The organism is Kribbella sp. NBC_01510 (assembly GCF_045040325.1).
Lineage (GTDB): Bacteria > Actinomycetota > Actinomycetes > Propionibacteriales > Kribbellaceae > Kribbella.
In genome coordinates, this window is the sequence record NZ_CP109418.1 from 6,339,581 (window position 1) to 6,366,267 (window position 26,687).

The 26,687-nt window shown below is 69.4% G+C and carries 25 protein-coding genes; 10 read left to right on the top strand and 15 right to left on the bottom strand.

What is annotated here, in order from left to right; genetic code table 11:
* Positions 1-34: 34 nt before the first annotated feature.
* From OG558_RS31395 to OG558_RS31415, 5 genes are all read right to left on the bottom strand, one after another.
* Entirely contained in the window at positions 35-2,425 is a 2,391-nt protein-coding gene (locus OG558_RS31395; RefSeq protein WP_405066204.1) for a lamin tail domain-containing protein, read from the bottom strand.
* An 82-nt stretch (positions 2,426-2,507) separates the two neighbouring features.
* A complete protein-coding gene (locus tag OG558_RS31400) occupies positions 2,508-3,890 on the bottom strand; it encodes an adenylate/guanylate cyclase domain-containing protein (RefSeq protein ID WP_329478360.1) in 1,383 nt (460 codons plus the stop codon).
* Positions 3,883-5,586, bottom strand: a complete 1,704-nt coding sequence (locus OG558_RS31405; RefSeq protein WP_405066205.1) for an FAD-dependent oxidoreductase — start codon at positions 5,584-5,586, stop codon at positions 3,883-3,885. The genes OG558_RS31400 and OG558_RS31405 overlap by 8 nt, the downstream gene beginning before the upstream one ends.
* A gap of 222 nt (positions 5,587-5,808) precedes the next feature.
* Complete coding sequence (locus OG558_RS31410; protein WP_405072241.1) at positions 5,809-6,072, bottom strand: M4 family metallopeptidase; 264 nt, start codon at positions 6,070-6,072, stop codon at positions 5,809-5,811.
* Positions 6,073-6,142: 70 nt separating this feature from the next.
* Positions 6,143-6,604: a hypothetical protein gene (locus tag OG558_RS31415; RefSeq protein ID WP_405066206.1), complete on the bottom strand. Its 462-nt coding sequence runs from the start codon at positions 6,602-6,604 to the stop codon at positions 6,143-6,145.
* 168 nt (positions 6,605-6,772) lie between these two features.
* Here OG558_RS31415 and OG558_RS31420 point away from each other — a divergent pair, with 168 nt between their 5' ends.
* The gene (locus OG558_RS31420) at positions 6,773-7,864 is read left to right on the top strand and encodes a DNA polymerase domain-containing protein (protein ID WP_405066207.1); all 1,092 of its coding nucleotides are present in this window, start codon (positions 6,773-6,775) and stop codon (positions 7,862-7,864) included.
* Positions 7,865-7,944: 80 nt separating this feature from the next.
* Entirely contained in the window at positions 7,945-8,418 is a 474-nt protein-coding gene (locus OG558_RS31425) for a carboxymuconolactone decarboxylase family protein (RefSeq protein WP_405066208.1), read from the top strand.
* Positions 8,419-8,421: 3 nt separating this feature from the next.
* On the opposite strand, the gene OG558_RS31430 is transcribed toward OG558_RS31425, so the two are convergent.
* From OG558_RS31430 to OG558_RS31440, 3 genes are all read right to left on the bottom strand, one after another.
* A complete protein-coding gene (locus OG558_RS31430) occupies positions 8,422-9,177 on the bottom strand; it encodes an SDR family oxidoreductase (RefSeq protein WP_405066209.1) in 756 nt (251 codons plus the stop codon).
* A gap of 70 nt (positions 9,178-9,247) precedes the next feature.
* Positions 9,248-11,086, bottom strand: a complete 1,839-nt coding sequence (locus tag OG558_RS31435) for a glycoside hydrolase family 15 protein (RefSeq protein WP_405066210.1) — start codon at positions 11,084-11,086, stop codon at positions 9,248-9,250.
* Positions 11,019-11,807 (bottom strand): SURF1 family protein, encoded by a 789-nt coding sequence (locus OG558_RS31440; protein WP_405066211.1) that lies wholly within the window; start codon positions 11,805-11,807, stop codon positions 11,019-11,021. The genes OG558_RS31435 and OG558_RS31440 overlap by 68 nt, the downstream gene beginning before the upstream one ends.
* A gap of 69 nt (positions 11,808-11,876) precedes the next feature.
* Between OG558_RS31440 and moaA the strand changes: the two genes are divergently transcribed.
* Positions 11,877-12,896, top strand: a complete 1,020-nt coding sequence (moaA, locus tag OG558_RS31445; protein WP_405066212.1) for a GTP 3',8-cyclase MoaA — start codon at positions 11,877-11,879, stop codon at positions 12,894-12,896.
* Positions 12,897-12,944: 48 nt separating this feature from the next.
* On the opposite strand, the gene OG558_RS31450 is transcribed toward moaA, so the two are convergent.
* Both OG558_RS31450 and OG558_RS31455 read right to left on the bottom strand, forming a co-directional pair.
* Entirely contained in the window at positions 12,945-13,148 is a 204-nt protein-coding gene (locus tag OG558_RS31450) for a hypothetical protein (protein ID WP_329478339.1), read from the bottom strand.
* 198 nt (positions 13,149-13,346) lie between these two features.
* Positions 13,347-13,706, bottom strand: a complete 360-nt coding sequence (locus OG558_RS31455) for a DUF3099 domain-containing protein (RefSeq protein ID WP_329478336.1) — start codon at positions 13,704-13,706, stop codon at positions 13,347-13,349.
* Between the two features lie 74 nt (positions 13,707-13,780).
* Between OG558_RS31455 and OG558_RS31460 the strand changes: the two genes are divergently transcribed.
* From OG558_RS31460 to OG558_RS31480, 5 genes are all read left to right on the top strand, one after another.
* Positions 13,781-13,993 carry a dodecin gene (locus OG558_RS31460; protein WP_405066213.1) on the top strand — a complete coding sequence of 71 codons (213 nt, stop codon included), beginning with the start codon at positions 13,781-13,783 and terminating at the stop codon, positions 13,991-13,993.
* 106 nt (positions 13,994-14,099) lie between these two features.
* Positions 14,100-14,804 carry a 3-oxoacyl-[acyl-carrier-protein] reductase gene (fabG, locus tag OG558_RS31465; protein ID WP_328521371.1) on the top strand — a complete coding sequence of 235 codons (705 nt, stop codon included), beginning with the start codon at positions 14,100-14,102 and terminating at the stop codon, positions 14,802-14,804.
* Between the two features lie 29 nt (positions 14,805-14,833).
* On the top strand, positions 14,834-15,604 hold the full coding sequence (gene fabI, locus OG558_RS31470) for an enoyl-ACP reductase FabI (protein ID WP_329478334.1): 771 nt from the start codon (positions 14,834-14,836) through the stop codon (positions 15,602-15,604).
* Between the two features lie 3 nt (positions 15,605-15,607).
* Positions 15,608-17,293, top strand: a complete 1,686-nt coding sequence (locus OG558_RS31475) for a Mur ligase family protein (protein WP_405066214.1) — start codon at positions 15,608-15,610, stop codon at positions 17,291-17,293.
* 37 nt (positions 17,294-17,330) lie between these two features.
* Positions 17,331-18,182, top strand: coding sequence for a hypothetical protein (locus tag OG558_RS31480; protein WP_405066215.1), 852 nt, complete (start codon positions 17,331-17,333; stop codon positions 18,180-18,182).
* A gap of 13 nt (positions 18,183-18,195) precedes the next feature.
* Here OG558_RS31480 and cphA read toward each other — a convergent pair whose 3' ends face one another.
* From cphA to OG558_RS31505, 5 genes are all read right to left on the bottom strand, one after another.
* Positions 18,196-20,997, bottom strand: coding sequence for a cyanophycin synthetase (cphA, locus tag OG558_RS31485; protein ID WP_405066216.1), 2,802 nt, complete (start codon positions 20,995-20,997; stop codon positions 18,196-18,198).
* Positions 20,997-22,061, bottom strand: a complete 1,065-nt coding sequence (locus tag OG558_RS31490; RefSeq protein WP_405066217.1) for a cyanophycinase — start codon at positions 22,059-22,061, stop codon at positions 20,997-20,999. The genes cphA and OG558_RS31490 overlap by 1 nt, the downstream gene beginning before the upstream one ends.
* Positions 22,062-22,220: 159 nt before the next feature.
* On the bottom strand, positions 22,221-23,114 hold the full coding sequence (locus tag OG558_RS31495; protein ID WP_405066218.1) for a GNAT family N-acetyltransferase: 894 nt from the start codon (positions 23,112-23,114) through the stop codon (positions 22,221-22,223).
* Positions 23,115-23,171: 57 nt separating this feature from the next.
* Complete coding sequence (gene serB / locus OG558_RS31500; RefSeq protein ID WP_405066219.1) at positions 23,172-24,389, bottom strand: phosphoserine phosphatase SerB; 1,218 nt, start codon at positions 24,387-24,389, stop codon at positions 23,172-23,174.
* A gap of 53 nt (positions 24,390-24,442) precedes the next feature.
* Positions 24,443-25,177 carry a hypothetical protein gene (locus OG558_RS31505; RefSeq protein ID WP_405066220.1) on the bottom strand — a complete coding sequence of 245 codons (735 nt, stop codon included), beginning with the start codon at positions 25,175-25,177 and terminating at the stop codon, positions 24,443-24,445.
* Between the two features lie 87 nt (positions 25,178-25,264).
* Between OG558_RS31505 and OG558_RS31510 the strand changes: the two genes are divergently transcribed.
* Positions 25,265-26,047 (top strand): ABC transporter ATP-binding protein, encoded by a 783-nt coding sequence (locus tag OG558_RS31510; RefSeq protein WP_329478317.1) that lies wholly within the window; start codon positions 25,265-25,267, stop codon positions 26,045-26,047.
* Positions 26,048-26,119: 72 nt separating this feature from the next.
* Entirely contained in the window at positions 26,120-26,659 is a 540-nt protein-coding gene (locus tag OG558_RS31515) for an NfeD family protein (RefSeq protein WP_329478315.1), read from the top strand.
* Positions 26,660-26,687: the final 28 nt, after the last annotated feature.

The window sequence follows — 26,687 nt, forward strand, 5'->3', positions numbered from 1 at the left end:
CCGCCCGGGCGACCGACGTAAGACTCCCGTGAGGTCAGCGCACCCAGGACGGCAGTGGGGTGAGCCGCACCACCTGGGGGTCGTGGTCGCTGATCTGGTCCGGGAACTCCGCGTTCATGTGCACCACGTCGTACGACGAGGCGGGCTGCAGGTTCTTGGAGATCAGGATCTGGTCGAGGATCTGGCTGTTGCCCTCGAACACGTAGCTGTAGCGCTCCGTCAGCGGCAGGGTCCGCGGCATGTCGATCAGCGCGGTCTTGCGGGCGCCGACCAGGATGTCCGCGGTCTCGGACCAGTCGAAGTCGTTCAGGTCACCGAGCACGACCACGTTCGCGCCCTTGTCCTTCGCGAGGATCTGGTCCACGAACCCACGGACCGCCTGAGCCTGCTGGTGCCGCTTCTCCGCGGTCACCTGCACCGGCGGCTGGAACCGGCCCCACAGCGGGTCGTCGCCACCCTTGGAGCTGAAGTGGTTGACCACCACGAACAGGCTCTGCCCGTGCCAGGTGAACTCACCGGCCAGCGGGACCCGCGTCGCGGCCCAGGCCGGGTTGGCCGGGTCGACCCGGCCCGGCGACGAGCTTAGGTGCGGCCGGCCCGCCCGGTCGGTGGTGATCGTGGTCGCGACCGTCGAACCGCCACCCGGGCGGTCGACGAACTTCACCTGCTTGTCCGTGCGGTACATGAACGCGACCCGGATGTTGCCGCCCGGCTCGCCACCCTCCTGGTTGTTCACCGGGTCGATCTGGCGGTAGGTGTAGGTCGGTCCACCCGCGCGCTGGATCGCGGCGACGAGCGTGTCGAGGGTCAGGTTCGCCGCGGTGGTGCCGGAGTTGGTGGCACCGTCGTTGTCCTGCACTTCCTCGAGACCGAGGATGTCCGGAGACGCCAGGTTGTTCACCACCGCCTGGGCCAACCCGTCGAACTTGGCCGGACCGTCGGACGGGTCCAGGTTCTCCACGTTGAAGGTCGCCACCGACACCTGCACCGGCGAGGACGCCTTGGTCGTCTCGCGCGTCACGCCACCATCGATCACGGTCGGCGTCACCGTCGGCAGGAACTTGAAGTTCCCGAACGAGTAGTCCAGGACGCCCGTCACCACACCGGCCAGCTTGTCGCCGGTCTTCGCGTCCGGGATCGGCGTCAGCACGTCGTCGAGCAGGACGCGCTCGGGGTTGCTGTCGGTCTTCTGCAACAGGATGCCGCCGCGCACGGTCCGCACTCCGGATCCGGCCGGTACGACGGACAGCTCACGGAACGAACTGGTCGGACCGGTGACCTGGGGCTCGTTGATACCCAGCCACATACCTTCCAGCGACTCCCAGAAGTCGAGGCCGTCGTTGGCGGGGTCGAACGCCGTGCTGGTGGTCTCGACGTCACCGGCCGAGTCGTCGTCGATCACGGTCGACGGCGGGACGCGGCCACCCGGGCCGACGATCGTCGGAGCCGGTACGGCGGCCGTGCCGGTGACCGTGATCGTCGGGTTGGTGAGCTCGGTGGTGGTCAGGTTCGTGACTCCGCCCGAGCCGCCGGGGCGGAACTCGGCAACCGAGCCCTGCACCGTCACGGCGGCACCGACGGAGACCGTCGGCGCGGAGCTGGTGAAGACGAACAGGCCCTCGCTGGTCGCGGGGTCGGTGTCCGGCTGCGGGTCCTGGAACCAGAACCCGTTGCCGGTCTTCGCGGTCACCACACCGGTGACGTTGGCGGCCACCTTGCCCTCGAGCGGCGACCGGTGCGCGGCGCCCTGGATGTCGTGGATCTTCGCGTCGACAGGCGGTTCGGTCGGGGTCGAGGTCAGCGTGCCCGGCGACGGGTTGCCGACGGCGAAGTCCGCACCGTTGTTGTCGGTGTCCTTCGTCGGGTCGATGCGCGCGGCCGAGCTCGTGTTCGAAAGCGTGCCCGTCGGTGCGGTCTCGGAGTCGGTCGCCGCGGAGCCGAAGCCCACGTAATCCCGAACCGCCGGATCGGCGTGGCACACGGAGCCACAGGCCAGCGCGGTCTGGTTGGTGACCAGCGCGACCTTGCCCGCGCTCGCGGACATCGCGATGGTGCCCGAGACGTCCGGGGTAGGCATCGGCGCGCCGTTCCCGGCGCCGGCGCCTTCCTGGACCAGGTACGCCGCACCGGGGGCGATGCTGCCCGTCAGCTTGGTCACCTGCCAGGTGGCGCCGGTCGACGACGCGTACTGGACCGACCAGCCGCTCACGTCGACCGCGGAGCTGCCGTTGTTGGTCAGCTCGACGAAGTCGTTCGTGTACGGCGCGCCGCTGTTGCCTCCACCGCCGTACACCTCGGTGATGACCACATCGGGGGAGGCGGCGTTCGAGGGTGCGGCCAGCAGCACTCCGGCGGCCGACAAGGCGAGACACGAGGTGATCACGAGGGCGCCCAGGCGGCGCCGTGATCGGTTCTGGGCAGACATGAGCCGGATTCTCACACCCGGACCAGTCGCCGCCAAGGTCCAACACGTGAACAGCCGGTGCGCGCCCGGAAGGCACGGGTGATCATTCGCCGGAGTGCATCGCCAGCAGGTGATGGACCTCCATCGGCTCGGCCTTGCCCTTGAGTCTGAGCAGCCCCAGCGACTCGGTGACCGCGTCCGGCAGGAGTGCCTTGGTGGCCGGCCCGATGGCCACACCACCGCCGGGAGCCTTGCCCTCGATCCGGGACGCGACGTTGACCGTGTCGCCGATGACCGTGTGCGTCCGGCCGCCCTCGGTGCCGAGCAGGCTGACCGTGGCGGTCCCGCTGTTGATGCCAACCCGGAACCGTGGCCAGTTGGGGTGCGCCGCCTGGACCGCGATCGCCGCCTCCTGCAGCGCCAGCCCCGCTGCGGCGGCCCGGGCCGCGTGGTCCGGCTGGTTTCCGTGCTTGTTGAAGGTCACCATCAGCGCGTCCCCGATGATCCGGTCCACCTCGCCGCCATGGCGCCGTACGACGGGAGGTACGACGACCTGGAAGTACGTGTTGAGCATGGCCGTCACCTCGGCCGAGTCGTGGTTCTCCGAGAAGGTGGTGAACCCCTGGAGGTCCGCGAACAGCACACTCAACTCGCGCTGCCCCGACACGGTGTCCTCGACATAGAGATCCGCGAACCGCTCCTCGTACCACTGGATCCGGACCCCGACCAGAACCAGGACGAACGCGGCGAGCAGCAGCACATGCCATTCCCACCACGCCAGCTCCCAGTTCTGCGCGAACACCAGCGCGATCATCGCCTCACCGAGCAGCACATAGGCGGAGATCATCGACAGCACCATCAGCGACGGGTGCTCCCACCACAGCCGCAGGAAACGCGCCGCGGCGATGCCGTAGAGCAGCACGGCCGGGATGGCGAGGGCGGTAAGGATGCCGTCGGCAACCTCCGGCATCGACCTGGCCTGAAGCGGCGGCAACCGCAGCACAGAGGCCGCGGCCCACAGCGCCATCAGCGTCAGCAGGCCGGCCCGCAGCCACCGCCCCCAGCGCATCGCGGACGCCACCCGGTCCCCGGAGAAGTTCAGGCTGGACAAGACCGCGAACACCGAGCCGAGCGCAACACCCACCGGCGTCGCGAGCGTGAAGCCGGCGTTCGGTGTGTCGAGCAGCACCTTCGGCGTCGCCAAGGCGTGCAATCCGAGAAACCCTGCCGCGGACAGAAACGCCAGCGAGATGAACAGAACCCGGGGATCGCCCCGCCGAAGCGCCGCCGCACCCGTCACGTACGCGAGTACGGCGCTCAGCCCGGCAGCGAGGAGCACGAGCCAGAAGTGCGCCGGATGGTGCTCCCAATGCACGTTGAGCTGAGGCACATTCAGCAGCAGGGCCAATCCAGCCAGCGGTATCAGCAGCACCAGAGCGGTCAGCGCGACCATCGCCGGGGTGTAGACGAACCGCCGCTCAGGCATCTGAGACCCTCAGATGAGTGTGGATCTGCGACACCACCACAGAACCCTCGCCGACCGCGGACGCCACCCGCTTCACCGACTCGCTGCGTACGTCGCCGATCGCGAACAGCCCCGGGACGGTCGTCTCGTAGGGCTGCGGCGGCCGGGCCTCGTGCCAGTGCGGATCGACGCCGGCATCCGTGCCGGTCAGGACGAAGCCACGCCGGTCCCGGCCCACCTCCCCCGGTAGCCAATCCGTGCCAGGCACAGCACCGATCATCACGAACAGTCCGTCGACAGCCAGCGTCTCCTCGGCGCCGGTCTCGCGATCCCGGAGCGTGATCTTCCGCAGCCATCTGTCGCCGCCGCCGTCGACGACCTCGGTGGACACCCGCACGGTCACGTTCGTCGCGGCCTGGATCACGTCGATCAGGTACTGCGACATGCCCGCGGCCAGATCCTTACCGCGGATCACCAACGTGACGTGCCGGCAGTACCGAGCCAGATCCACGACCGCCTGCCCGGCCGAGTTCCCGCCACCGACCACGCAGGCGTCGAGACCCTTCAATCCATGGACCTCCGAGACATTGGCGCCGTAGTACACACCGGTCCCCATCAGCTTCTCCAGCGACGGTACGCCAAGCCTCCGATACGACACGCCCGCCGCGAGCACGACGGCCCGTGCGGTCACCTCACCGACGTCCCCGATCACGGCGACGAAACGGTCGTCACGCTTCTCAACCCGCTCGACCGTCCGCATCAGCATGAAGTGCACGCCGAACACCCACGCCTGCTGGTATCCGCGCTGGGCCAGCTCCGAGCCACGAATACCCCGGGAGAACCCCAGATAGTTGCGGATCAGCGACGTGGACCCGGCCTGCCCGCCGATCGACTCCCGCTCCACCACCAACGTGCGCAAACCCTCGGACGACGCGTAGACGGCCGCCGCCAAGCCACCTGGACCGGCCCCGATCACCAGCACATCGAACGACGGCTCCTCGCCGGGAGCCAGCGTCGTCGGCACCCCCCACGCCTCGGCGATCTCCACGTCGGTCGGATCGTGCAACACGGTGTCGCCGACCGCCGGCATCCAGACCAGCACACCGTCACCGGGATCCGGCTCCCCGATGAACTCCAGTGCGTCGTTCGCCAGCGCCGAACCACTCGGCCGGAAGGCGCTCGGGATGCCGTTTCGTGCGAGCAGGTTGCGCACCGCCTGGGCCCGGACCGAGTGGTCGGAAGCGATCACGACCACTTCCCGCAGGTTCGCGACTTCGTTGCGCGACCATTCCTGGACGAACTCGGCGATCGTCCGGTGGAACAGTTCGTCGCGCATGATCCACGGCTTCAGCACGTAGTAGTTGATGTCGCCGACCGACATCGCCGAGAGGATCGCCGACGCCGTCGCACGGTCCGCCCAGGCGCCCCACTCGATCAGCAACGCCCGGCGCGCGTCCGGATGCAGCGTGCGGGCCGCCGCGAGAATCTCGGCCCGCTCGGCGTCGGCGAGCGCGTGGTCGACCAGGACGACGGCGACTCGCTGTTCCGACTCGTGCGCTTGCTGTAGGGACCTGATCGCGGCAGCGACGGTCAGCTCTCCGCGCACTCTGAAGTCGACGCCGAAACCCCGCTGCAGTTCGGTTTCCGACCGCTCCAGACGCTCCGGGTCAGCGTCGACGACGAGTAGTAGTGGCCTGGCCTCTCGAAACCTGGCCACACCCACTCTGGAATTGCCCCCGGGCACCCCACCCATGCTTGTGACGGTAGGTCCGCCGCAGGCGGAGGGCAATGGACAAAGCGTTTGTTCACCGGTCTGTACTTGATTGCCGCGCCTCCGGAGCGGCGGGTCATGGGGCCTTGCCTCCCGGCCTTCCCTCGTCGCTCCAGTCGCTTCGCCGCTCCTTCAGTCCAGGCCGGGAGGCCCCATGACCTCAACGACTCAGTTCACGCTGACGGCGGACCAGGTGGCGGCGACCGCGGCCCTTTCTGTGCTGTTCGCGCCGTACAGATCGGTGGCCGCGTTGAGTGTCGCGGTCCGGGCCTGGGCGTACGTTGTACCGCTGGTCATGTACGTGGTCAATGCGCGGTACCAGATCTTGCCGAGCTTGTCGTGGCCGATGCCGGAGACCGTCGAGCCGTTGCAGGTCGGCGAGTTGTGCGGGAGGCCGCCGATCGTCTTGGCGCCGCTGCCCTCGGCCAGCAGGTACCGTCCGGCTGCGTGCCGACTGTGGTGACGAGATAGGCCAGCCGCGGCGCACCCTTGCGGGCCTCGATCACCAGCGCGGGTTGCCCTCGGCCTTCAGGCCCTTGGCCAAAGCCTTCGACGTCGCCGTCGCCGTCGCGACGCTGACCTTCGGGGTCCGGCTCACGTCGGCGCTGCGGCTCAGCGTCAGGCTGGCGCCCTCGAAGGTGCCGTCCTCGGCCTGGTGCACGACGACGTCACCACCGAGGACCGGCAGCCCGCCGATGGTGCGATCCATCCGGACATGGCTGGACCCGTCCGGGTCGACGATGACGTCCTTGACGGTGAACGCATCGGCGCCGGTGGCGCGCAGTACGGCGAGATGGTCGCCGATCGCGGTCTTGGCCCGGGCAACGGCTGTGGTTGCTGTCATGGCCGGACCGGGGACGGGGTCTGCCGTCGGTGAACCCGTAGCGGTGGTGGCACTGGACAGACCGAGGGCGGTGGTGGTCGCCACTGCGGTGGCAGCGGCGAACAGGGCGGATCTGTTCATCCTCGCGCTCCTTCATCAGGGTCCCGGGGCCTCACGCCCCAGGAACGAGGGTGCAGGAACGTTACCGCCCGGTCACCCACGGTGGCCGGAGGTTGGGAAAAGTTGACTTTCGCGCACGCTCCCGGGCAATTCCGGGACTTGGTCGGTGCGGGGCGATAACGTCGCGGCATGGCGAAGAGCACAGGGTTGGTGGTCACCGTGGGAGACCGCGAGGTGCGGGTCTCCAGCCCGGATCGGGTTGTTTACGAGGCGACCGACTGGGCTCCGGAGGTCACGAAGCTGCAGGTCTGCGAGTACTTCATCGGTGTGGCTCCTGCGTTCATGCGAGCGTCCGGTGACCGTCCGGTCGCCCTGGAACGCTGGCCCGGTGGGTGGCGCGAGGGGATGACTCTGTCGGTGGACTCGATCGGTCGTCAGACCGGGGACGGCTTCTACTCGAAGCGCCTTCCCAAGGGTGCTCCCGATTGGCTCCAGACCTGCCGCGTACTGACGCCGAACGACCGCCCGATCGACGAGCTGTGCCTGACCGAGCCTGCCGCTGCGGTGTGGGCCGCCCAGATGGGCACGCTGACCTTCCACCCGTGGGCGGTGCGCAGCGGCGATCTCGACCACCCCGACGAGCTGCGCCTCGATCTCGATCCACAGCCCGGCGCCACCTTCGCCGATGCCCGCAGGGTGGCCGGCGTCGCCCGTGAACTTCTCGAGGAACTGGGCATCCGGGGATATCCGAAGACCAGTGGCAACCGGGGGATCCACATCTACGTGCGGATCCGGCCGGAGTGGACCTTCGACCAGGTCCGGCACGCCGCGATCGGCCTCGGCCGCGAGCTCGAGCGGCGCGACGACGGTGTGACGACGGCCTGGTGGAAGGAGGAACGCGGCGAGGCCTCGATCTTCCTGGACTTCAACCAGAACCTCCGCGACCGTACGGTCGCGGGCGCCTGGTCGCTGCGACCGCGGCCGGGTGCGCCGGTCAGCACGCCGATGAGCTGGGACCGGCTTGCCGAGGTGGACGACCCGCGTGCCTTCAACCTGCACACGGTTCCGGACTACCTCGCCGACGGCGATCCGTGGGCGGACATGGACGAGACGGCATACCCGCTCGATCCGCTGCTCCGCCTGTGGGAGGAACTCCCTGGCGGAGAGCTGAACTTCCCACCCGACTACCCGAAGATGCCGGGCGAGCCGCCCCGCGTCCAGCCGAGCAAGAAGGTTGCCGAGCACTGGGACGAGCAGGGCAACCGGATCGCGCAGGACTGACCCCAGCCGAACTCACACCTTGCGGGGCTGTCTCGTCGGAGTGGTGTCAACAACTCATCCCCTAAGGAGAAGACACCACTATGGACGCCCGTTTGGATCTGTTCACCAACTCGGTCGCGATGAAGTTCATCAAGCATGTCAACGCGGGAAGCCTGGTTGCGAGGTCGGCCGGTGTGCCGATCGACACGCTCGAGTTGATGGCGTTGCGCATCAGCCAGATCAACGGCTGCGCGGTCTGCATCGACATGCACACCAAGGACGCGATCGAGCGCGGGGAGACCTCGGTGCGCCTCAACCTGGTCGTGGCCTGGCGGGAGGCGACGGTCTTCACCGAGGCCGAGCGCGCCGCACTCGCGCTGGCGGAGGAGGGCACCCGGCTCGCCGACGCCGCACCGGGAGTCAGCGACGAGGTGTGGGCCAATGCGGCCAAGCATTACAACGAGGAGCAGCTTGCGGCCCTCATCGCCACCATCGCGAGCATGAACACCTGGAACCGCCTCAACGTCATCACCCAGCAGCCGGCCGGTGACTACGTCCCCGGCCAGTGGGGCTGAGCCCTACAGGGCTCGGAGGGCTCCGCCGTCGATGGGGAGGATGGTTCCGGTGATGTAGGAGGCGGCGGGGGAGAGGATGAAGGCGGCGACGCGGCCGAACTCGTCGGGGTCGCCGTAGCGACGCAAGGGGATGGTCTTCTCGGAGGCGCGCCGGGCCGCCTCCGGGTCGCCACCCTTGGCGTCGAGCTCCTTCAGCCGGTCGGTCGCAATCCGGCCGGGCATCAGGCCGTTCACGCGGGTCCCGTTCGGGCCCAGCTCGTCGGCGAGGGTCTTGGCCACCATCGCGAGACCGGGGCGCAGACCGTTCGAGATGGCCAGGCCGCTGATCGGGGACTTCACCGACGACGACAGCACGAAGGCGATCGACGTACCCTCCGAACCCGCGCGGGCGACCGAGCGGGCGATCCGCAGGCCGCCGAGGAAAACGCTGTCGAACGCCGCCCGCCAGTCCTCCTCGTCGGTGTCCAGGGCCGTGCCCGGCCGGGGGCCGCCGACACTGATCAGGGCGCCGTGCAACGCGCCCCACTTGGCGATCGCGGTCGCGGCCAGCCGCTCGGCGCTCTCCGGATCGGCGTTGTCGACGGGGATGCCAACGACGTTCTCGCCGAGCTCGGCCGCGGCGCGGGCGATCGACTCCTCGTTGCGGCTGGAGATCACCAGCCGGGCGCCTTCGCCGGCGAGGGCTTTCGCGGTGGCGAAGCCGAGTCCGGCGCTGGCTCCGGTGACGATGTAGGTGCGGTCGCGCAGTCCGAGGTCCACGTCACCATCCTGCCTCACCACCCCCCGTCGCGCACCTCGACGGTTCGTGGCCTCCGGCAAGAACCGGTGCCTAGTACGCCGACCGGCGCAGCGGCGACTCGGCGGTGGTCAGATGCCAGGCGGTGTTGACCAGCCCCAGATGCGAGAAGGCCTGCGGGAAGTTCCCGAGCATCCGGCCGGTGGCCGGGTCGTACTCCTCCGCGAGCAGCCCCACATCGTTGCGCAGGGCAACGAGACGGTCGTACAGGTCGCGGGCCTCGCCGACCCGGCCGACCATCGCCAGCGCGTCGGCCAGCCAGAACGAGCAGATCAGGAACACGCCCTCGTCGTCGGGCAGCCCGTCGTCGGTGTGCTCGGTCAGATACCGCCGGACGAACCCGTCGGCGGCCAGCTCCCGCTGCACCGCGTCGACCGTCCCGGCCACCCGCGGATCGCTGGGCGGCAGGAAGCCGACCTGCGGGATCAGCAGTACGGCGGCATCCAGCGCCTTGCTGCCGTAGGCCTGGGTAAAGGTGTTCCGGTCCGGGTCGAACGCCTTCTCACACACGTCCCGGTGGATCTCCTCCGCCATCGCCCGCCACTGCTTGGCCGGTCCGCCCAGCCCGAACCGCTCGACCGCCCGCGCGGCCCGGTCGAACGCGACCCAGGCCATCACCTTCGAGTGGGTGAAGTGCTGCCGGCCGCCGCGGACCTCCCAGATGCCCTCGTCCGGCTGGTTCCAGATCTCGGAGAGGTGCCGCATCAGCCCGCGTTGGACGGCCCACGCTTCGTCGCTCGCCCCGATCTGCGTCTCGCGGGCCAGTGCGAGGACGTCCATCACCTCGCCGTACACGTCGATCTGCAACTGGTCCGCGGCCGCGTTCCCGATCCGTACGGGCGCCGACGCGGCGAACCCGGGCAGCCAGTCCGCCTCGAACTCCCGCAGCCGCCGTTCCCCGGTCACGCCGTACATGATCTGCAGGTCGGCCGGCGATCCGGCGATCGCCCGGAGCAGCCAGTCCCGCCAGGCGTGGGCTTCCTCGCTGTAACCGGACCGCAGCATCGCCGCCAGCGTCATCGTTGCGTCGCGCAACCAGCAGAACCGGTAGTCCCAGTTGCGCTGCCCACCCAGCGCCTCGGGTAGCGAGGTGGTCGGCGCCGCCACGATCCCGCCGGACGGGCCGTAGGTGAGCGCCTTGAGCGTGAGGATCGAGCGGGTGACCTCCTCGCCGAACTCGTTCGCGCCCTTGCTGCGAGCGATCCACTCGGTCCAGTACGTCGCGGTCGGCTCGAGCGCCGCGAGGGCGTCGGTCGGCTCGGGCACCGGGTGGTGCGACGGATGCCAGGTGAGCACGAACCAGGCCCGGTCCCCGGCCGAGACCCGGAAATCCGCGTACGTCGCGAAGTCGCGCCCGTACTGATGGATGTCGGACCGCAACGACACCGCGTCCGGACCGGCGATTGCGACCACCTGGCCGTTGAGGTTCCGCACCCACGGCACCACTTCACCGTAGTCGAACCGCAGCCGCAGTTCGGACCGCATCTCCACGGTCCCGCTGATGCCTTCGACGATCCGTACGACGTCGGGCGCGGCGTCGCGTGGTGGCATGAAGTCGATCACCCGGACCGACCCGGTCGCGGTGGACCACTCGGTCTCGAGGATCAGCGTGTCGTCGCGGTAGTGCCGGCTGCTGACCGCGTCGGCGTCGCGGGGGGCGACCCGCCAGTGGCCGTTCTCGTCGGTGCCGAGCAGCGCCGCGAAACAGGCCTCGGAGTCGAACCGCGGGAAACACAGCCAGTCGATCGAGCCCTGCTTCGACACCAGTGCGGCGGTCTGCAGGTCACCGATCAGCGCGTAGTCCTCAATCCGCCGCTCCGGTACGTGCTTCGGGTCGGGACGATTCCGGCGATGCGGCCGCCGCGCTCTCACCCGCTGATCGTTCACCGCGTACTTCCTGTCTGGAGAAGTAGACCAGTCCACCGAGCGCCAGCAGCGCGAAGAAGAACCACTGCAGCGCGTAGAAGAAGTGTGGCCCGTCGTCGATCTCCGGTCCCGGGAACGCGCCGAACGCCGGGTCGTTGGCCGGTTCCTGCTTGTCCACGGTGATGTAGCCGTCGTACAGGTTCAGGCCGAGGGCCTTGGCGAAGTCCGGTCCGTTGATCAGTCGCGCCGTACCGTCGTCCGGCGTCCCGCCGTTGGTGTTGCCGCCGCGCTCGCTGCGCTGCAGCCGGCCGGTGATGGTCACCTCGCCGGTCGGTACGGCGGGAATCTGCAGCGGAGCGAGCTCGGCGCCCTGGCGGGCCAGGAAGCCTCGATCGACCAGGACCCCCTTGCCGTCGGTGAGCATCAGCGGGGTGACGATCTCGAACCCGGGCCGGTCGCTGACATTGCGGTACCGCATCACGATCTGCTTCGATGCGTCGAACGTGCCGGTGACGACGACCGTCCGCCACGCGTGCTGGTCGCCGATCACGCCCTGCCGGCCGACGACCTGGTCGAGCGGCGCCGGCGGAGCCTTCAGATTGGCCCGGGTGACGTCGTTGCGGGCCTTGCGCTCGTCGAGCCGGTGCAACTGCCAGCGGCCGAGCTGGACGCACACCGCGGCGAGCACGAGGACCGCCAGCGCGGCGGCGATCCAGCGGACATTCATCAAGCGACCCACATCTCGAACTTAAGCCATCACCTGAAACAACTCGCGCCCGGCACGTAGGCTGAAGGCATGACGGCCACGGAAGAGGTGACCCAGGTGGGTCTGGCGGACCGGTTCGGCCGGCTCGCCACCGACCTGCGCGTGTCGCTCACGGACCGTTGCAATCTGCGCTGTAGCTACTGCATGCCCGAGGAAGGCCTGGACTGGCTCGCCAAGCCCGACCTGCTCACCGACGACGAGATCGTCCGCCTGGTCGCGATCGCGGTGACCCGCCTCGGCGTGCGCGAGATCCGCTTCACCGGTGGTGAGCCCCTGCTCCGCCGCGGCCTGGTCGGCATCGTCGCGCGTACGACGGAGCTGACGCCACGGCCCGAGGTGTCGCTGACGACGAACGGGATCGGCCTCGCCCGGCAGGCCCAAGCCCTCAAGGACGCCGGTCTGGACCGGGTGAATGTGAGCCTCGACACGATTCGGGCGGACACCTTCGTCGAGCTCGCCCGGCGGGACCGCCTCAAGGACGTGCTGGCCGGACTCGAGGCGGCACACGCAGCCGGGCTGACACCCGTGAAGGTGAACGCCGTCCTGATGCGCGGCGTGAACGACCAAGAGGCGCCCGAGTTGCTCGAGTACTGCTTGGAACGCGGCTACGAACTGCGCTTCATCGAGCAGATGCCACTGGACGCTCAGCACGGCTGGGACCGTGCGACCATGGTCACCGCGGACGAGATCCACGAACTGCTCGACGACCGGTTCGGTCTGACGCCGACCGACCCGTCGGCCCGGGGGAGTGCGCCGGCGGAGTCGTTCCTGGTGCGTGGCGGGCCGCAGACCGTCGGCATCATCGCGTCGGTGACGCGGCCGTTCTGTGGTGACTGCGACCGGGTCCGCCTGACCGCCGACGGTCAGGTGCGCGACTGCCTGTTCGCCCGGACCGAGTCGGACCTGCGGACGGCGCTGCGGGCGGGTGCGGACGACGCCGAACTGGCCGATCGCTGGCGGCGCGCGATGCGCGACAAACTCCCCGGCCACGGCATCAACGACCCGAGCTTCCTGCAACCCACCCGGCCGATGTCCGCGATCGGCGGCTGACCGCCATACCGGCCCAATCCGGAAATGTGCTTTTTCGGGTGTGGGTCTTTAGCCGGAGAAAGGCTCGACCTCGCGCAGGAATGACCGGCGGGCCAGGAAGTCGGACAAGCTGTCCTTGTGTTCGTCGCAGGCCAGCCAGGTCTTGCGCCGGTCGGGCGTGTGGATCTTCGGGTTGTTCCACAGCAGCGCCCAGGTGGCCGGCTGCCCGCATCCCCTGGCGGAGCAGACCGATGGGGGTGCCTCGTCAGTCATCGGCGACACCCATTCCTGTGCGGGCAATTGTTCCTGACCACTCAATTATCAATAGCCTGGACGAAATGAAGCGACGTCGGACAGCCACGGGGGGAGCCGTCCGACGCCGCATCAAGTCCCTGAATTTCATCCGTGAACTTCAGAGCACGCGGGAGATTCTGACACGGATCCCGCCAAAGTTTCCAGTCCCGGCACAGATCACTTTTCGGTGTCGATCGCGGGCTCCGGATCGGGAGCCGGATCCGGTGGTGTGACGGCCGCCGGATGCGAGTCGATCGCGGGTCGCGCGGGCGCCACGAACGGCAGCGCGTCGGACACCGTGGTGGTCCGTTGGGTGTTCGCCAGCACGACCGCGATGTAGGGCAGGAACACGGCCGCGACGATGAACATCCAGCGCCACGGCGACGGGGTGACCACGGCGAGCACGAAGCAGACGATCCGGATCGACATCATCCATGCGTAGCGCGCGATCCGGCTGTCCAGATCCTTGGACCGGCCCGGCTGCGCACTCGTCACGGAGATGACGGTCTCGCCGGTCCGCTCACGGCGTCTCGACATCTATCCTCCTCAACAAGGACAACGGTACGCCGCGTCGCTCGCCCCGGCGCGGCCAGGATGGAGAGGTACGTCTCATGACCGACCGCACCTACCGCGTGACCGAGATCGTGGGCACGTCCAAGGAAGGCCTGAACCAGGCGATCACCAACGGAATCAGCCGGGCCGGCGATACCCTGCGGCACCTCGACTGGTTCGAGGTCACCGAGATCCGCGGCCACATCGAGGACAACCAGATCGATCACTACCAGGTGACCATGAAGGTCGGGTTCCGGCTCGAGGACTCCTGAAAAGCACGCCCCGCTTCGCTCGGCGCACGAGCGAGGGCACCCGCCGTCCGGACGCGCGGGCGGCGGGCGATAGCGTTCCTCCACTGGTGCCGAGTGAGGAGGGCTTGTGAGCAGGTCTGTGTTGGTGACCGGTGGCAACCGGGGGATCGGGCTGGCGATCGCGACCGCGTTCCGCGAGGCCGGTGACCAGGTCGCCGTGACGTACAACAGCAGCCCGCCGCCGGAGGGTTTCTTCGGGGTCAAGTGCGACATCACGGACCAGGAGCAGGTGGACGCGGCGTTCGACGCGATCCAGGAGCAGCAAGGCCCGGTCGAGGTGCTGGTGGCCAACGCCGGCATCACCCGCGACACGCTGCTGCTGCGGATGTCGGACGACGACTGGGACGCCGTCGTACAGACCAACCTCACCGGCTCGTTCCGGGTCGCCCGCCGGGCGGCGAAAGGGATGCTGCGGCTGCGCAAGGGCCGGATCGTCTTCATCTCCTCGGTGGTCGGCATGCTCGGCTCGCCCGGCCAGGTGAACTACGCCGCCAGCAAGTCCGGTCTGATCGGGATGGCCCGCTCGATCGCCCGCGAGCTCGGCAGCCGCGGCATCACCGCGAACGTGGTCGCTCCCGGCTTCGTCGAGACCGACATGACCGCGGTCCTGCCGGAGGAGACCCAGAAGCAGTACCTGAGCCAGATCCCGCTCGGCCGGTTCGGCCGGACCGAGGAGATCGCGCAGGCGGTCCGCTGGCTGTCGTCCGAGGAGGCCGGATACATCACCGGCGCGGTGATCCCGGTCGACGGCGGCATCGGCATGGGCAACTGACAACACACCATTTCTAGAAAGGGACGCCGGTGGGCATCCTCGACGGCAAGCGCATCCTGGTCGCGGGCGTCACGCTCGACTCCTCGATCGGCTTCGCGACCGCCAAAGTGGCGCAGGAGCAAGGCGCCACCGTGCTCATCTCCAACTTCGGCCGCGCGCTGAGCATCACCAAACGGATCGCCAAACGCCTCCCGGTCGAGCCTCCGGTGCTCGAGCTCGACGTCACGAATCCGGACCATCTGGCCGCGCTGCCGGATGCCGTCCGCGAGCACGTCGACGGCCTCGACGGGGTCGTGCACTCGATCGCCTACGGCAACCCGGAGACCATCCTCGGCGGCAAGTTCCTCGACGGCCCGTGGGACGACGTGGCCCAGGCCGTGCACGTGTCGGCGTACTCGCTCAAGTCGCTGGCGATCACCTGTGCGCCGCTGATGAGCCGGGGCGGCAGCGTCGTCGGGCTGACCTTCGACGCCACTGTCGCCTGGCCCGGGTACGACTGGATGGGCGTGGCCAAGGCCGCGCTCGAGTCGACGAGCCGGTACCTGGCCCGCGACCTCGGCGCCCTGGGCATCCGCTGCAACCTGGTCTCGGCCGGTCCGCTGAAGACCCTGGCCGCGAAGGCGATCCCGGGCTTCGAGAAGTTCGAGGAACCGTGGCTGGACCGCGCCCCGCTGGGCTGGGACCCGACCGACCTGGAGCCCACCGGCCGGACCATCGTCGCGTTGCTGAGCGACTTCTTCCCCGCGACCACCGGCGAGATCGTGCACGTCGACGGCGGCTACCACGCGATGGGAGCGTAGGAGTTGGCCACATCGCTGGTTGAGCTCCGGGTCCTGGACGGTGCCAACCTCTACTTCAGCCGTGCGGCCGTCAAGCTCACGCTCGACGTGTCGGCCCTCGTCGACGCCCCGGCCCCGGCTGCGAAGGCCTACGGACAGGCGATCGGTCTCGGCACCACCCGGCCCGGCCGGATCGGGTCCGGGTTCCGGCAGCGGTTCGCGATCCGCGTCGCCGGTCACGTCGTACGGCGGATCGCCCGCGAAGCCGGGATCGGCCGGATCGGCGTCCGGGTCCGCCCGGAGTCCGACGTACGGCGCCTGGTCGTGGCGTTCCCGTGGGCCCACGAGAACCGTGCGCGGGCGCTCGGGACGGCGATCGTCGAGGTGCTGGACGCGTTCGGCGCCGACGACCTGACCGACCTGATCACGACCGTCGGCGAGCGGGTCCGGAACGAACCACCCGGCAACCCGCCGCCGACCCTGCGCCCGAAGGTGCCCGTGGTCGCGGTGACCGGGACGAACGGCAAGACCACGACGTCGCGGATGATCGCGCACATCGGCCGCGCGGCCGGCCTGCACGTCGGCTGGTCCAGCACCGACGGCGTCTACTTCGACGGCGAGCTGGTCAAGTACGGCGACTACTCCGGACCGAGTGGCGCCGGTCAGGTGCTGTCCCAGCCGGGGATCCAGCTCGCGGTCACCGAGACGGCCCGTGGCGGTATTTTGCGCCGCGGCGTCGGCGTGATCTCGAACGACGTCTCGGTCGTCACGAACGTCACCGCGGACCACCTCGGCCTCGGCGGCATCGACACGGTCGACCAGTTGGCCGAGGTGAAGGCGGTCATCACCCACATCACCCGGCCGCGCGGCTGGTGCGTGGTGAACGGCGACGACCCGCGGACGTTCGCGATGCGGCTCGGTTCGCCGGCCAAGTGCTGGGTGTTCTCGCGCGATGCCGACTCGCCGTCGATCCGGACCGTGCTGGACGAGGGCGGCCGGGCGACGACCGTCCTGGACGGATTCATCACGGTGCTCGACCAGGCCAGCGACCCCGAGCCGTTGCTGAAGGTCGTCGACGTACCGATGACGCTGTCCGGGCTGTCGCACTACAACGTCGAGAACGCGCTGGCCGCGGCCTCGGCGGCGCTCGGGCTCGGCCTGCCGCGGGCGGCGGTGATCGAGGGGCTGAGCACGTTCGCGCCGAACGAGAACAACCCGGGCCGGATGAACATGTACTCGCTGCGCGACTTCACCGTCGTGATCGACCTCGCCCACAACGAGGCCGGGCTGGAGGCACTGCTCGAGATCATGAACGGCGTCCGGCCGGAGAGCGGACGGTTGCTGCTGGCCCTCGGTTCGCCGGGGGACCGGGCCGACGACATGGTCGCGGCACTGGGTGCCATCGGCGCACGCGGAGCGGACCGGGTGATGATCGGCCACAAGACCGAGTACCTGCGGGGCCGGCCGCCGACCGAGCTCGAGACGGTGTTCCGCGAGGGCGCCGCGTCGGTCGGGGTGGACGACGTACCGGCGTACCCGACCGAGCTCGAAGCGGCGCAGGCTTTGGTCGCGGAAGCGAAGCCCGGGGATGTGGTCGCGGTGATGTCTCTGCAGGATCGGGCGAGTCTTGACGCGTGGTTGCGGTCTCAGGGAGCTACCGTCGACACACCGGAGATCTTGAAGAGCAAGGTCGAGAGAGCCCAGCACTAGCCCCGTCCGCCGCGGTTGGGGCGGGGAACGGGGTGTCATGCGTTACCTGTGGTCGATTCCGTCCGCGGTGATCGCCTGGTTCGTGGCCGGGTTCTCCGCGACGTACCTGAAGGGATTGCCGGGCGGTACGACGCTGTTCGTGCCGCCGCGGATCGATCTGCTGGTGCTGGGCGGATTCGCCGGCGGCGTCCTGGCCGGGCTCCTGATCGCGCGGGTGCGCGCCGCCGTGCCGGTGGTCCTGATCGTTGCCGGGGGCATGTGGTGGCTGACCGGGAACAGCTGGTCGGACCGGTCGCTGGTGATCACGTTGCTGGTGGCAAGCGCCGTCGGTGCGTTCTTCGGTGCCCTGGGCTCCAGAAGCTCGGTGGTCGCGGCGTTCGCGCTCGCGCTTCCGGTCGCCTGGTACGCGATGCGTCCCGCCGAGCAGTTGACCGAGTGGCGCTGGGTCTGGCAGCTGAACGGCCTGCTCATCGCGGCCGGTCTCGCTGTGCTCCTGTACGCGGCCTGCTGGCGGCGCGGGTGGCGATCGGCATCCTTCTGGTTGCCGCTGACGGCGCTCTACCTGGCGTCATTCGGAGTCGTGGACGCGGTCCAGGTGATCAGCAACTCGAGCGGCAAGCCGATGGACGCGGTCGGCGACGCCGCCACCGAGGCGTTCTTCCAGTCCTTCGAGCCACTGCTCCGCGGGTACTGGCCCTGGCTGGTCGTCGCCGTCCTGCTCGCGATCCCGATGGTCGCCCTCAAACTCCGCGCGCTCCCGCCGCCGCCACCCCCGCCGGATGCGTACGCCCACAAGTCCAACGACGCCGTACTCTCGGACGACCTCGACTGGATCGACCAGGAGGAGCCCAGACGCCGGCTCCTCCCGAGACGAGACCCGGTCATCTAGCCGGCCCATCCGGTCACTCCACTGGTACGTCGTGCGCGTCACCGGGCTGTAGGTAGTCGGGGTCGCCGCCTTCGTCGCCGGACCGGGCGCCGGCCTGGGCGAGGTGGGAGACGGACTCGAGTTCGGTCAGCACGGTCTGATGCTGGTCGACGCACAGGATGACGAGGTCGCCGGGATTGGAGCGGCTGAGCGCATGCCGGACCGCGGTGAGTTCGTCCAGGACGGTCTCGACCTGACGGCAGCGGGCGCCTTTCTCCATCGCGGACCGGACGCCGGCCTCGATCAGCGCAGCGGCCTCGCCGCGCTTGCGGCCGCGCAATCGAGCGTCCTCACGGATGATGACGACGTCGAAGTGCCCGGCGGCGACCTCACCCAGTTCGCGGATGTCGTCGTCGCGGCGGTCACCCGCGGTCGCGATCACCCCGATCCGCGACGGCCGGCCGAGCTCGGACGACGCGCTCAGACTCTCGCCCAGCCGGTCGACGAAGTCGCCGAGCATCCGCATCGCCGGCGCGTTGTGGCAGTAGTCGACGATCACGGTCCGCCCGTCGACGTCGATCTCGTTCAACCGCCCGGGTGACAGATAGTACGACGTACTGAACGTCCGCAGGCCCTGCCGGATGTCGTGCAACGGCGCGCCGGCCGCGAACGCCGCGGCCGCGGCCGCCATCGCGTTCTGCACGTTCATCATCGCCCGGCCACCGAATGTTGCCGGGAGCAAGTGTGTCCACGCCAGCTGCATCGACCGCCGGCCGTGCTTGACCACGATCATGTCGCCGAGATCCGAGCGCTCCAGGACAACCGCGCGGCCACCCCGCCGGCAGTGCCCCTCGATGTACTCGCGCACCTCGCTGCCCGGCTCGGCCATGCTGAACCACACCACCTGGCCGGAGCACCGCCGCCGCATCTTGCGCACCAACGGGTCGTCCGCGTTCAGTACGGCGTATCCGGTCCGCGGCACCGCCTCGACGAGCACCGCCTTCACGTCGGCGAGTTGCTCGAGGGTGTCGATCCCGCGCATGCCGAGGTGATCCGGCTGGATGTTGAGGACGACCGCCACGTCGTTGCGCTCGTACCCGAGCCCTTCGCGCAGGATCCCGCCCCGCGCGACCTCGAAGACGGCGAAGTCGACCCGCGGGTTCTGCAGCACCATCCGGGCGGACTTCGGCCCGGACGCGTCCTGCCGGATCACCAGCCGCTCGTCGATCACGATGCCGTCGGTCGACGTCATCCCGACCTTGCGGCCGATGCCCTTGAAGACATGGCTGATCATTCGCGCGGTGGTGGTCTTCCCGTTCGTCCCGGTCACCGCGACGATCGGGATCCGGCTGGTCGCGCCCGCCGGGAACAGCATGTCGACGACGGGCTTGGCGATGTACTGCGGTTCGCCGATCGTCGGGTTCGTGTGCATCCGGAAGCCCGGTGCCGCGTTCACCTCGCAGATCGCGCCGCCGGTCTCGCGCACCGGCTGGGTGATGTCCGGGCAGATGAAGTCGATGCCGGCGATGTCGAGCCCGATCATCCGGGCCGCCTCCTCGGCGATCTCGATGTTCTCCGGATGCGCCTCCCAGGTCCGGTCGATCGAGATGCCGCCGGTGGACATGTTGCCGGTCAGCGTCAGCTTCACCATCACGTCTTCGGGCGGTACGTCGTCCAGCTCGAAGCCCTGGCTGCGGACCAGCTCCCGGGCGGCCGCGTTCACCGTGATCCGGGTCAGGATCTTCTCGTGGCCGACACCGCGCCGCGGGTCGGCGTTGGTGATGTCGACCAGCTCGGCCACGGTGTGGACCCCGTCGCCGACCACGTGTGCGGGCACGCGTTCGGCGATTGCCTCCATCCGGCCGTTGATGATCAGGCAGCGGTAGTCCTTGCCGGTGACGAAGTTCTCCACGATCACCGAGCCGCGCCGGGACTGCTCTGCCGCGATCGGGAATGCCTCCCGGAGCTCGTCCGCATTCTGCAGGTTCAGGCAGACGCCACGGCCGTGGTTGCCGTCGAGCGGCTTGCACACCACGGGGTAGCCGATCTTGCCCGCGACGATGACTGCTTCGTCGACCGTGCGTACCGATTCCGACCGCGGCACGGGCAGGCCGGCCGACGCCAGCAGGCGGGTGGTCAGGTCCTTGTCGCTGGCGACGTCGACCGCGATCGATCCGGTCTCGGACGTCATCGTGGCCCGGATCCGCTTCGCGTGCACGCCCTGGCCGAGCTGGACCAGGCTGGCCTTGTTCAGCCGGATCCACGGGATGTCGCGGGAGACCGCCTCGTCCACGATCGCCTGGGTCGAGGGGCCGAACGCGCTCCGCTCGGCCTGCTTGATGAACTTCTCCAGCTCGGTGGTGAAGTCGAAGTCCGGGGTCGGTTGAACCAGGTAGTTCACGAACCGGATCGCCAGCTCACCGGCGGCCAGTCCGACACCCTCGTCGGCGTACGAATAGACGACGTTGTAGCGGCCGGGCACGCCCTTGACCTGGCGGGTCTTGCCGCGGCGCATGTCGTGGCCGGCCTCCTGCTGGAGTTGCAGCGCGACGTGCTCGGCGATGTGGCCGAGCCAGGTGCCTTCGTGCAGCCGCTCGATGAAACCGCCGCGACGGCCGCGCGAGCAGTGGTGCTGGTCGAGCCGGGGCAGGTACTCGAGGAGCTTCTCGGTGAAGCCCGGGATGGTGTTCGACGGGAAGCTCTCCAGCGATCCCAGGTCGACCACAAGATGGATAGCCGGCTCGTAGCTCCAAACGTTCGGCCCGCGGTAGACACGGGTCTCGATGATCTTCAGGTCGGGGGCGGGGGCGCCGGTGGTCTCAGCTGGTACGGCCATCAATGCAGCTCACTGTCTGGTTGCGGGGTGTCGGGGTGGCTGAGTTCGGCGCCGGCCGTGATCGGCTCGGTCGCCTCCGGTCTGGATTCCCCGGCGGCGGCCGGTCTGGTGGTCTTCGCCGTACGACGCCCTGCTCGCCGCTTGTGCTCCTCGTAGTAGCTGGGTGACACTCCCTCGGCGGCGATCTCCTTGGCCAACTTGCGCAGGTCCGCCTCGGCTGCCTCGAGCTCGGCGATCTCCGCGGCCGGCGGCTGCGGGCCGTACGACAACAGGACCCGGTCCTGCAGGTCGAACGTCGCGGTCGCGGGCAGGACGTGCAGTACGACGCCGGACGCCAGGATCGGCTCGGATCGCTTGGCGTAGTGGGCGTTGGACGTGATCCGGCTCCCGTCGAAGATCGTCACCGCGCCACGGCCGACGACCTCGAGGTGCGAGCCGCGGACGACGGCCGCGGTGTCCTCGTCCACGCCGATGCCGAGCAGGCCGGGGGACTGGGCGACCAGCGACAGCAGCCGGCCGTACCGGTTCCGCTGGGCGAAGTGCTGGTCGACGATCGCGCCCTGGACCAGGCCGAGGCCGCCGGCCAGCTGACTCATCCGCTGCCGCGGGGTGGCCCCGGACCGGCCGAACGCGATCATGTGCTCGGCCAGGATGCTCGCGCCGGCCGACGTACCGCCGACCGCGGCACCGCGCTGGTGGGCGGCGGTGACCGCGCGGCCGAACGCCGTACCGGTGACGACTCCGGCGAGCTTGAGCTGGTTGCCGCCGGTCATGAAGATCCCGGTGGCGTCGTCCAGCGGCTCGAGGAACGCCGGGTCGTCGGCGTCCTCCCGATTCTCCGGACGTACGCCGACCACACTCGCGGCCCCGAGGGCGGCGAACAGGGCGCGATACACGTCGATCACGTCCGGCCCGAGCGCGGACGCTGTCGGCACCACCACGATCCGCGCCTTCGCCCCACCCGCCGCCTCGACGAACTCCTGCAGCACCATCCGCTTCTTCAGCTTGTCCTCGGCGCCACCAATAGCGAACAGAGCCCCAGGCCCACCCTGCACATCAGACATAGCCGAAGAATAGGTGCTCCCCCCGGCTGAGGCCGCAATCCGGTCAGCCGTGGGGGTCGGTGGGCGAAGATGAACCAGTTGAGGGATCGATGAGGCTATGAGAGCGCGCTCTCACTTCGAAGTGTCACCAGCTCGTCGCGGAACGGATCAGAAGCCGGATCAGATGGTGGTGCGGTAGACCGTCGTACTGCGGCGGACGCGCATGCCGAGGTGTTCGTACATGCCGAGGGCTCCGGTGCCCGAGTGGGTCCAGAGGATGCAGGTCCGGCGGCCGAGCCGGTGGAACTCGGCACAGGTGTCGTCGAGCATCGCCCGGGCGATCCCCTTGTTCCGGTGATCTGCGCGGACGGCGAGCTGCTCGACGTACCCCTCGTTCGTGTCCGGCAGGTCGAGGGCGATCACGACACCGACGAGCTCGTCACCGGCGTACGCGAGGGTCGAGGCATTGGGCCGGAAGCTCGACCGCTCAACGGTCAGCCGGGCCCACTCGTCGTACGACTTCCGCCGCGACCGGATGCCGGAGAACGCGTCCTCGATGAGCTCGTGGACAGCGCGGGCCTGCGTCTCGTTGTACGGCGTGAGCGTCAGCCCTTCGGGCAGGTCTCGCAGCACCGTTGTGTCCAGCGGACGCTCGAGCAACCAGTTGGTGGCGAGTACGTCGTACCCCCGCGATCGCAGCAGGACGGTGCCGGCCTTGTCCTGGTCGTCGACCGCCTGCGCCAGCCACTCGCTGCCGGTCTCCCGCGACTGCTGCTCGGCCCAGTCGAGCAGCGCCGTCCCGATCCCGAGCCCGTGGTACGACGGATGCACCTCGATCTGGGCGCGTTTGCCCAGATGCACCCAGGCCCAGCCGGCCAGTTCACCATCAGGTGCGTGGACGAGGAGGGTGTCCTGCTCGAGTCGCAGCTCCGGCCGCCGAAGGTCCGCTACGACCTGATCCGGCACCGCCTCGGCCCGCCCGTGCCACTCGATCTCGGCTGCCGCGACGAGCTGGTAGATCGCGTCCGCGTCGTCGACAGTTGCGGGACGACTGGAGAATCCAGGTGGCACCATGCCTCGATCTTCCCGCACCGCGGCCGGGATGCGCGGCGTTTTTGCGCGTTGTTGCAATCAGGCCGGGTTGTCGGCGTCCGCGGCGTCGACTTCCTCGCGGCTGATGCCGAGCAGGTAGAGGATCGTGTCCAGGTAGGGGACGCTCAGGTGGGTGTCGGCGGCCGCGCGGACGACGGGTTTGGCGTTGAAAGCGACGCCGAGGCCGGCGACGGCGAGCATGTCGAGGTCGTTGGCCCCGTCGCCGATCGCGACCGTCTGGGTCAGCGGCGTACCGGAGCGTTCGGCGAACTGGCGGAGCGCCCTCGCCTTGCCGGCCCGGTCGACGATCTCGCCGACGACGCGACCGGTGAGCTTGCCGTCGGCGATCTCCAGCTCGTTCGCCTTGGCGTAGTCGATGCCGAGCTCGGCGGCCAGCTTGTCGGTGATCTGGCTGAACCCGCCGCTGACGATCGCGAACTGGTACCCGAGCCGCTTCAGCGTCCGCACCAGCGTCCGGGCCCCGGGTGCCAGCTCGATCGCGTCGTACACCTCGTCCAGCGCCGACACCGGCAGACCTTCCAGCCGGGCGACCCGATGCCGGAGCGACTCGGCGAAGTCGAGCTCGCCGCGCATCGCCTGTTCGGTGACCGCGGCCACCTCGTCCTGCCGGCCTGCGTGCCCGGCGAGCATCTCGATGACCTCGCCCTGGATCAGCGTCGAGTCGACGTCCATCACGATCAGCCGCTTGGCCCGGCGGTACAGGCCGCCGTCCTGGACGGCGACGTCGAGGCCCTGCCGGACACCCTCCAGGGCGAGGACGGTCCGGAGCGCTTCCGGATCGGCACCGGAGACGGCGAACTCCATCGCGGTCACGGGGTAGCGCGCCATCCGGCTGATCCGGTCGATGTTCGCTCCGGTGTCGGCGATCCGGCCGGCGATCGCGGCGAGGCCGGCGGCGGACAGCGGACGCCCGATCACCGTCACCTGGCTGCGGCCCTTGCGCCGTGGCTCGTTGTCGCCGAGACCCTTCTTCACCGAGATCTCGACGTCCAGGACGCTCGCCAGCGCCTTGAGCTCTTCCTTCAGGGCCTTGTAGTCGCGCGGTGCGGACAGCAGGACCCCGAGCACCAGCCGGCCCCGGAGGACCACCTGCTCGGCGTCGATCACCTCGAGCCCACGGGTGGCGATCGTCGACAGTACGGCGGAGGTCAGCCCCGGCCGGTCGGTGCCGGTCAACGTCACCAGCACGGTCGGCCGCTCGGCGGCCAGCTTCTCGTCCTCACCCTGTCCAGTCATGGCAGCACGAACGCTACCCATATCGGACGACGTTGCGCTGTCCGGTCCAGATCTCAGGCATGAACAGGCGGATCGCAGGCCGCGACCAGAGCGCGACGCGCCGCGGCGGCGAGGTCGAGGAGGGCGCGACGGCGCGCCTCGGCCTCGGCTCCGGTGACCGCGGCGCCGTCGTCCTCGAGTGCGGCGTCGGCGATCGCCAGGCAGCGCCGTGCGGTGGCGGCCGCCTTCACCGCACGCGGCTGGTAGCCAGGTGCGAGATCGTCGTTCCGGCCGCTGCCGATCCGGCGGATGTCGATCAGCGCGTCCGCGACCTCCGGTTTCCAGCGCGCGACATCGAGCGCCGCCAGTGACTCGGCCGCGTCGATCAACGCCATCCGCAGACCGCGATCCGCCTCGCCGAGATCGGCCGGCAGCGGGCTCGCCGCCGGCATCACGGACCATTGCACCGCCGGCCCGACGTACGCCGGAACCAGTCCGAGGTCGGCGCCCGTGAGTACGACGGCCTCGCCGGTTTCGAGCGCGGCCTCGTTGAAGGGCGGTGGGCCGGCCAGGCCGATCGGATCACCCGGGACGGGCAGCGCGAGGTGGGCTTGGGTTGCTCCTGCGGCGCGCAACAGGTTCAGCGCGACCGGCAGGGTGGCCGGCTCCGGATGCCCGGCCAGACCCGCGACGTGATGACCGACGTCGTCGCCGAGGATCTTCTGTGCGGCGGTGTCGGGATCGCAGGCGCCGGTCAGCATCGCGTTCGTCCACACGGTGAACCGGACCGAGGCGGAGGTGGTCAGCACGCCCGACAGTCTCCCACCACCAGTCCGTCCGGACGACTCCGGCAGGGTGCGCGACGATCGCACGTGGGCACCCCGTAGGTTTTGAGCATGACTGCAGTGGTGGAGCTGGCCGGGGTGTCGATCGTTCGCGGTGGCGCGCTTCTGCTCGACGGGATCGACTGGACCGTCGACGAGGCCGATCGGTGGGTGGTGATCGGGCCGAACGGCGCCGGCAAGACGACCCTGCTGCAGATCCTGGCCGCCCAGATCCATCCGACCGCCGGTGTCGCCGGACTGCTCGGTGAAGTGCTCGGTGCCGTCGATGTGTTCGAGTTGCGGCCCCGCATCGGACTGACCAGTGCCGCATTGGCCGACCGGTTGCCCAGGAGCGAGCGTGTCTCGGATGTCGTGGTCTCCGCGTCGTACGCCGTACTCGGCCGCTGGCGCGAGGAGTACGACGAACTGGACCACCAGCGGGCCAAGGAGTTGCTGGCCGAACTCGGCATCGCGCACCTCGCCGACCGCACGTTCGGCACGCTGTCCGAGGGGGAGCGGAAGCGGGTCCAGATCGCCCGAGCCCTGATGACCGACCCCGAACTGATGCTGATGGACGAGCCCGCGGCCGGCCTCGACCTGACCGGACGGGAGCAACTGGTCCGTTCGCTCAGCTCGATCGCGACCGCGGTCGGCGCGCCGGCGATGGTGCTGGTCACCCACCACGTGGAGGAGATCCCACCGGGCTTCACCCACGCGCTGCTGCTGAAGGAGGGCCGCATCGTCGCAGCCGGCCCGATGGACCAGGCCCTGACGGCCGAGACCCTGAGCGACACCTTCGACCTGGCCCTCTCCCTGAAGCAGGAGGACGGCCGCTACACAGCCCGCGCCCTCTGACCCGGGATCCCGCACCCCGGCTGACGCGTCCAAACATCTGCTTGGAGGCCCCAACGCGGATAGGCTTGGTAAATGATGGAATGGCTGCGGGACAACATGTGGGCGGCATGGCTGATGATCGCCGCCGTCCTCGGCCTGGCTGAGTTGGCCTCGCTCGACTTCACCCTGCTGATGCTGGCCGCCGGTGCGCTCGCGGCCGCCGGGGTGGCGGCGTTCTTGCCGGGACTGTTGTGGCTGCAGATCGTCGTCGGGTTGATCACCGCCGCGGCGATGCTCGGTGCCATCCGGCCGATGATCGTCCGCAAGCTTCATAACGGCACCGAGCTGAAGACCGGATCCGCCCATGTGATCGGGCGCACCGGGACCGTGGTCAAGGAGATCCATCCCGACGGCGGCGGCTCGGTCCGGCTGAACGGCGAGCTCTGGACGGCCCGCCCGTACGACGAGGTGTCGACGATCGAGCCCGGGACGCGGGTCGAAGTGATGTCGATCGACGGCCCGACCGCGATCGTGTACCCGGTCGGCGAGCCGCTGCACCACGAGCTCAACAGCCCCGAGCCGACCGACAATCCGGCTCCGAACCCGAATCCCACCGACCCGCCCCAGAGCTGACCCAGGCTCATGGGGCCTCCCGGCCTGG

What these genes read in the sequence shown, in the direction of transcription:
- OG558_RS31395 (WP_405066204.1), bottom strand. Translation starts at nt 2,425, where the DNA reads ATGTCTGCCCAGAACCGATCACGGCGCCGCCTGGGCGCCCTCGTGATC.
- OG558_RS31400 (WP_329478360.1), bottom strand. Translation starts at nt 3,890, where the DNA reads ATGCCTGAGCGGCGGTTCGTCTACACCCCGGCGATGGTCGCGCTGACC.
- OG558_RS31415 (WP_405066206.1), bottom strand. Translation starts at nt 6,604, where the DNA reads ATGAACAGATCCGCCCTGTTCGCCGCTGCCACCGCAGTGGCGACCACC.
- OG558_RS31420 (WP_405066207.1), top strand. Translation starts at nt 6,773, where the DNA reads ATGGCGAAGAGCACAGGGTTGGTGGTCACCGTGGGAGACCGCGAGGTG.
- OG558_RS31425 (WP_405066208.1), top strand. Translation starts at nt 7,945, where the DNA reads ATGGACGCCCGTTTGGATCTGTTCACCAACTCGGTCGCGATGAAGTTC.
- OG558_RS31440 (WP_405066211.1), bottom strand. Translation starts at nt 11,807, where the DNA reads ATGAATGTCCGCTGGATCGCCGCCGCGCTGGCGGTCCTCGTGCTCGCC.
- moaA (WP_405066212.1), top strand. Translation starts at nt 11,877, where the DNA reads ATGACGGCCACGGAAGAGGTGACCCAGGTGGGTCTGGCGGACCGGTTC.
- OG558_RS31450 (WP_329478339.1), bottom strand. Translation starts at nt 13,148, where the DNA reads ATGACTGACGAGGCACCCCCATCGGTCTGCTCCGCCAGGGGATGCGGG.
- OG558_RS31455 (WP_329478336.1), bottom strand. Translation starts at nt 13,706, where the DNA reads ATGTCGAGACGCCGTGAGCGGACCGGCGAGACCGTCATCTCCGTGACG.
- OG558_RS31460 (WP_405066213.1), top strand. Translation starts at nt 13,781, where the DNA reads ATGACCGACCGCACCTACCGCGTGACCGAGATCGTGGGCACGTCCAAG.
- OG558_RS31480 (WP_405066215.1), top strand. Translation starts at nt 17,331, where the DNA reads ATGCGTTACCTGTGGTCGATTCCGTCCGCGGTGATCGCCTGGTTCGTG.
- cphA (WP_405066216.1), bottom strand. Translation starts at nt 20,997, where the DNA reads ATGGCCGTACCAGCTGAGACCACCGGCGCCCCCGCCCCCGACCTGAAG.
- OG558_RS31490 (WP_405066217.1), bottom strand. Translation starts at nt 22,061, where the DNA reads ATGTCTGATGTGCAGGGTGGGCCTGGGGCTCTGTTCGCTATTGGTGGC.
- OG558_RS31495 (WP_405066218.1), bottom strand. Translation starts at nt 23,114, where the DNA reads ATGGTGCCACCTGGATTCTCCAGTCGTCCCGCAACTGTCGACGACGCG.
- serB (WP_405066219.1), bottom strand. Translation starts at nt 24,389, where the DNA reads ATGACTGGACAGGGTGAGGACGAGAAGCTGGCCGCCGAGCGGCCGACC.
- OG558_RS31510 (WP_329478317.1), top strand. Translation starts at nt 25,265, where the DNA reads ATGACTGCAGTGGTGGAGCTGGCCGGGGTGTCGATCGTTCGCGGTGGC.
- OG558_RS31515 (WP_329478315.1), top strand. Translation starts at nt 26,120, where the DNA reads ATGATGGAATGGCTGCGGGACAACATGTGGGCGGCATGGCTGATGATC.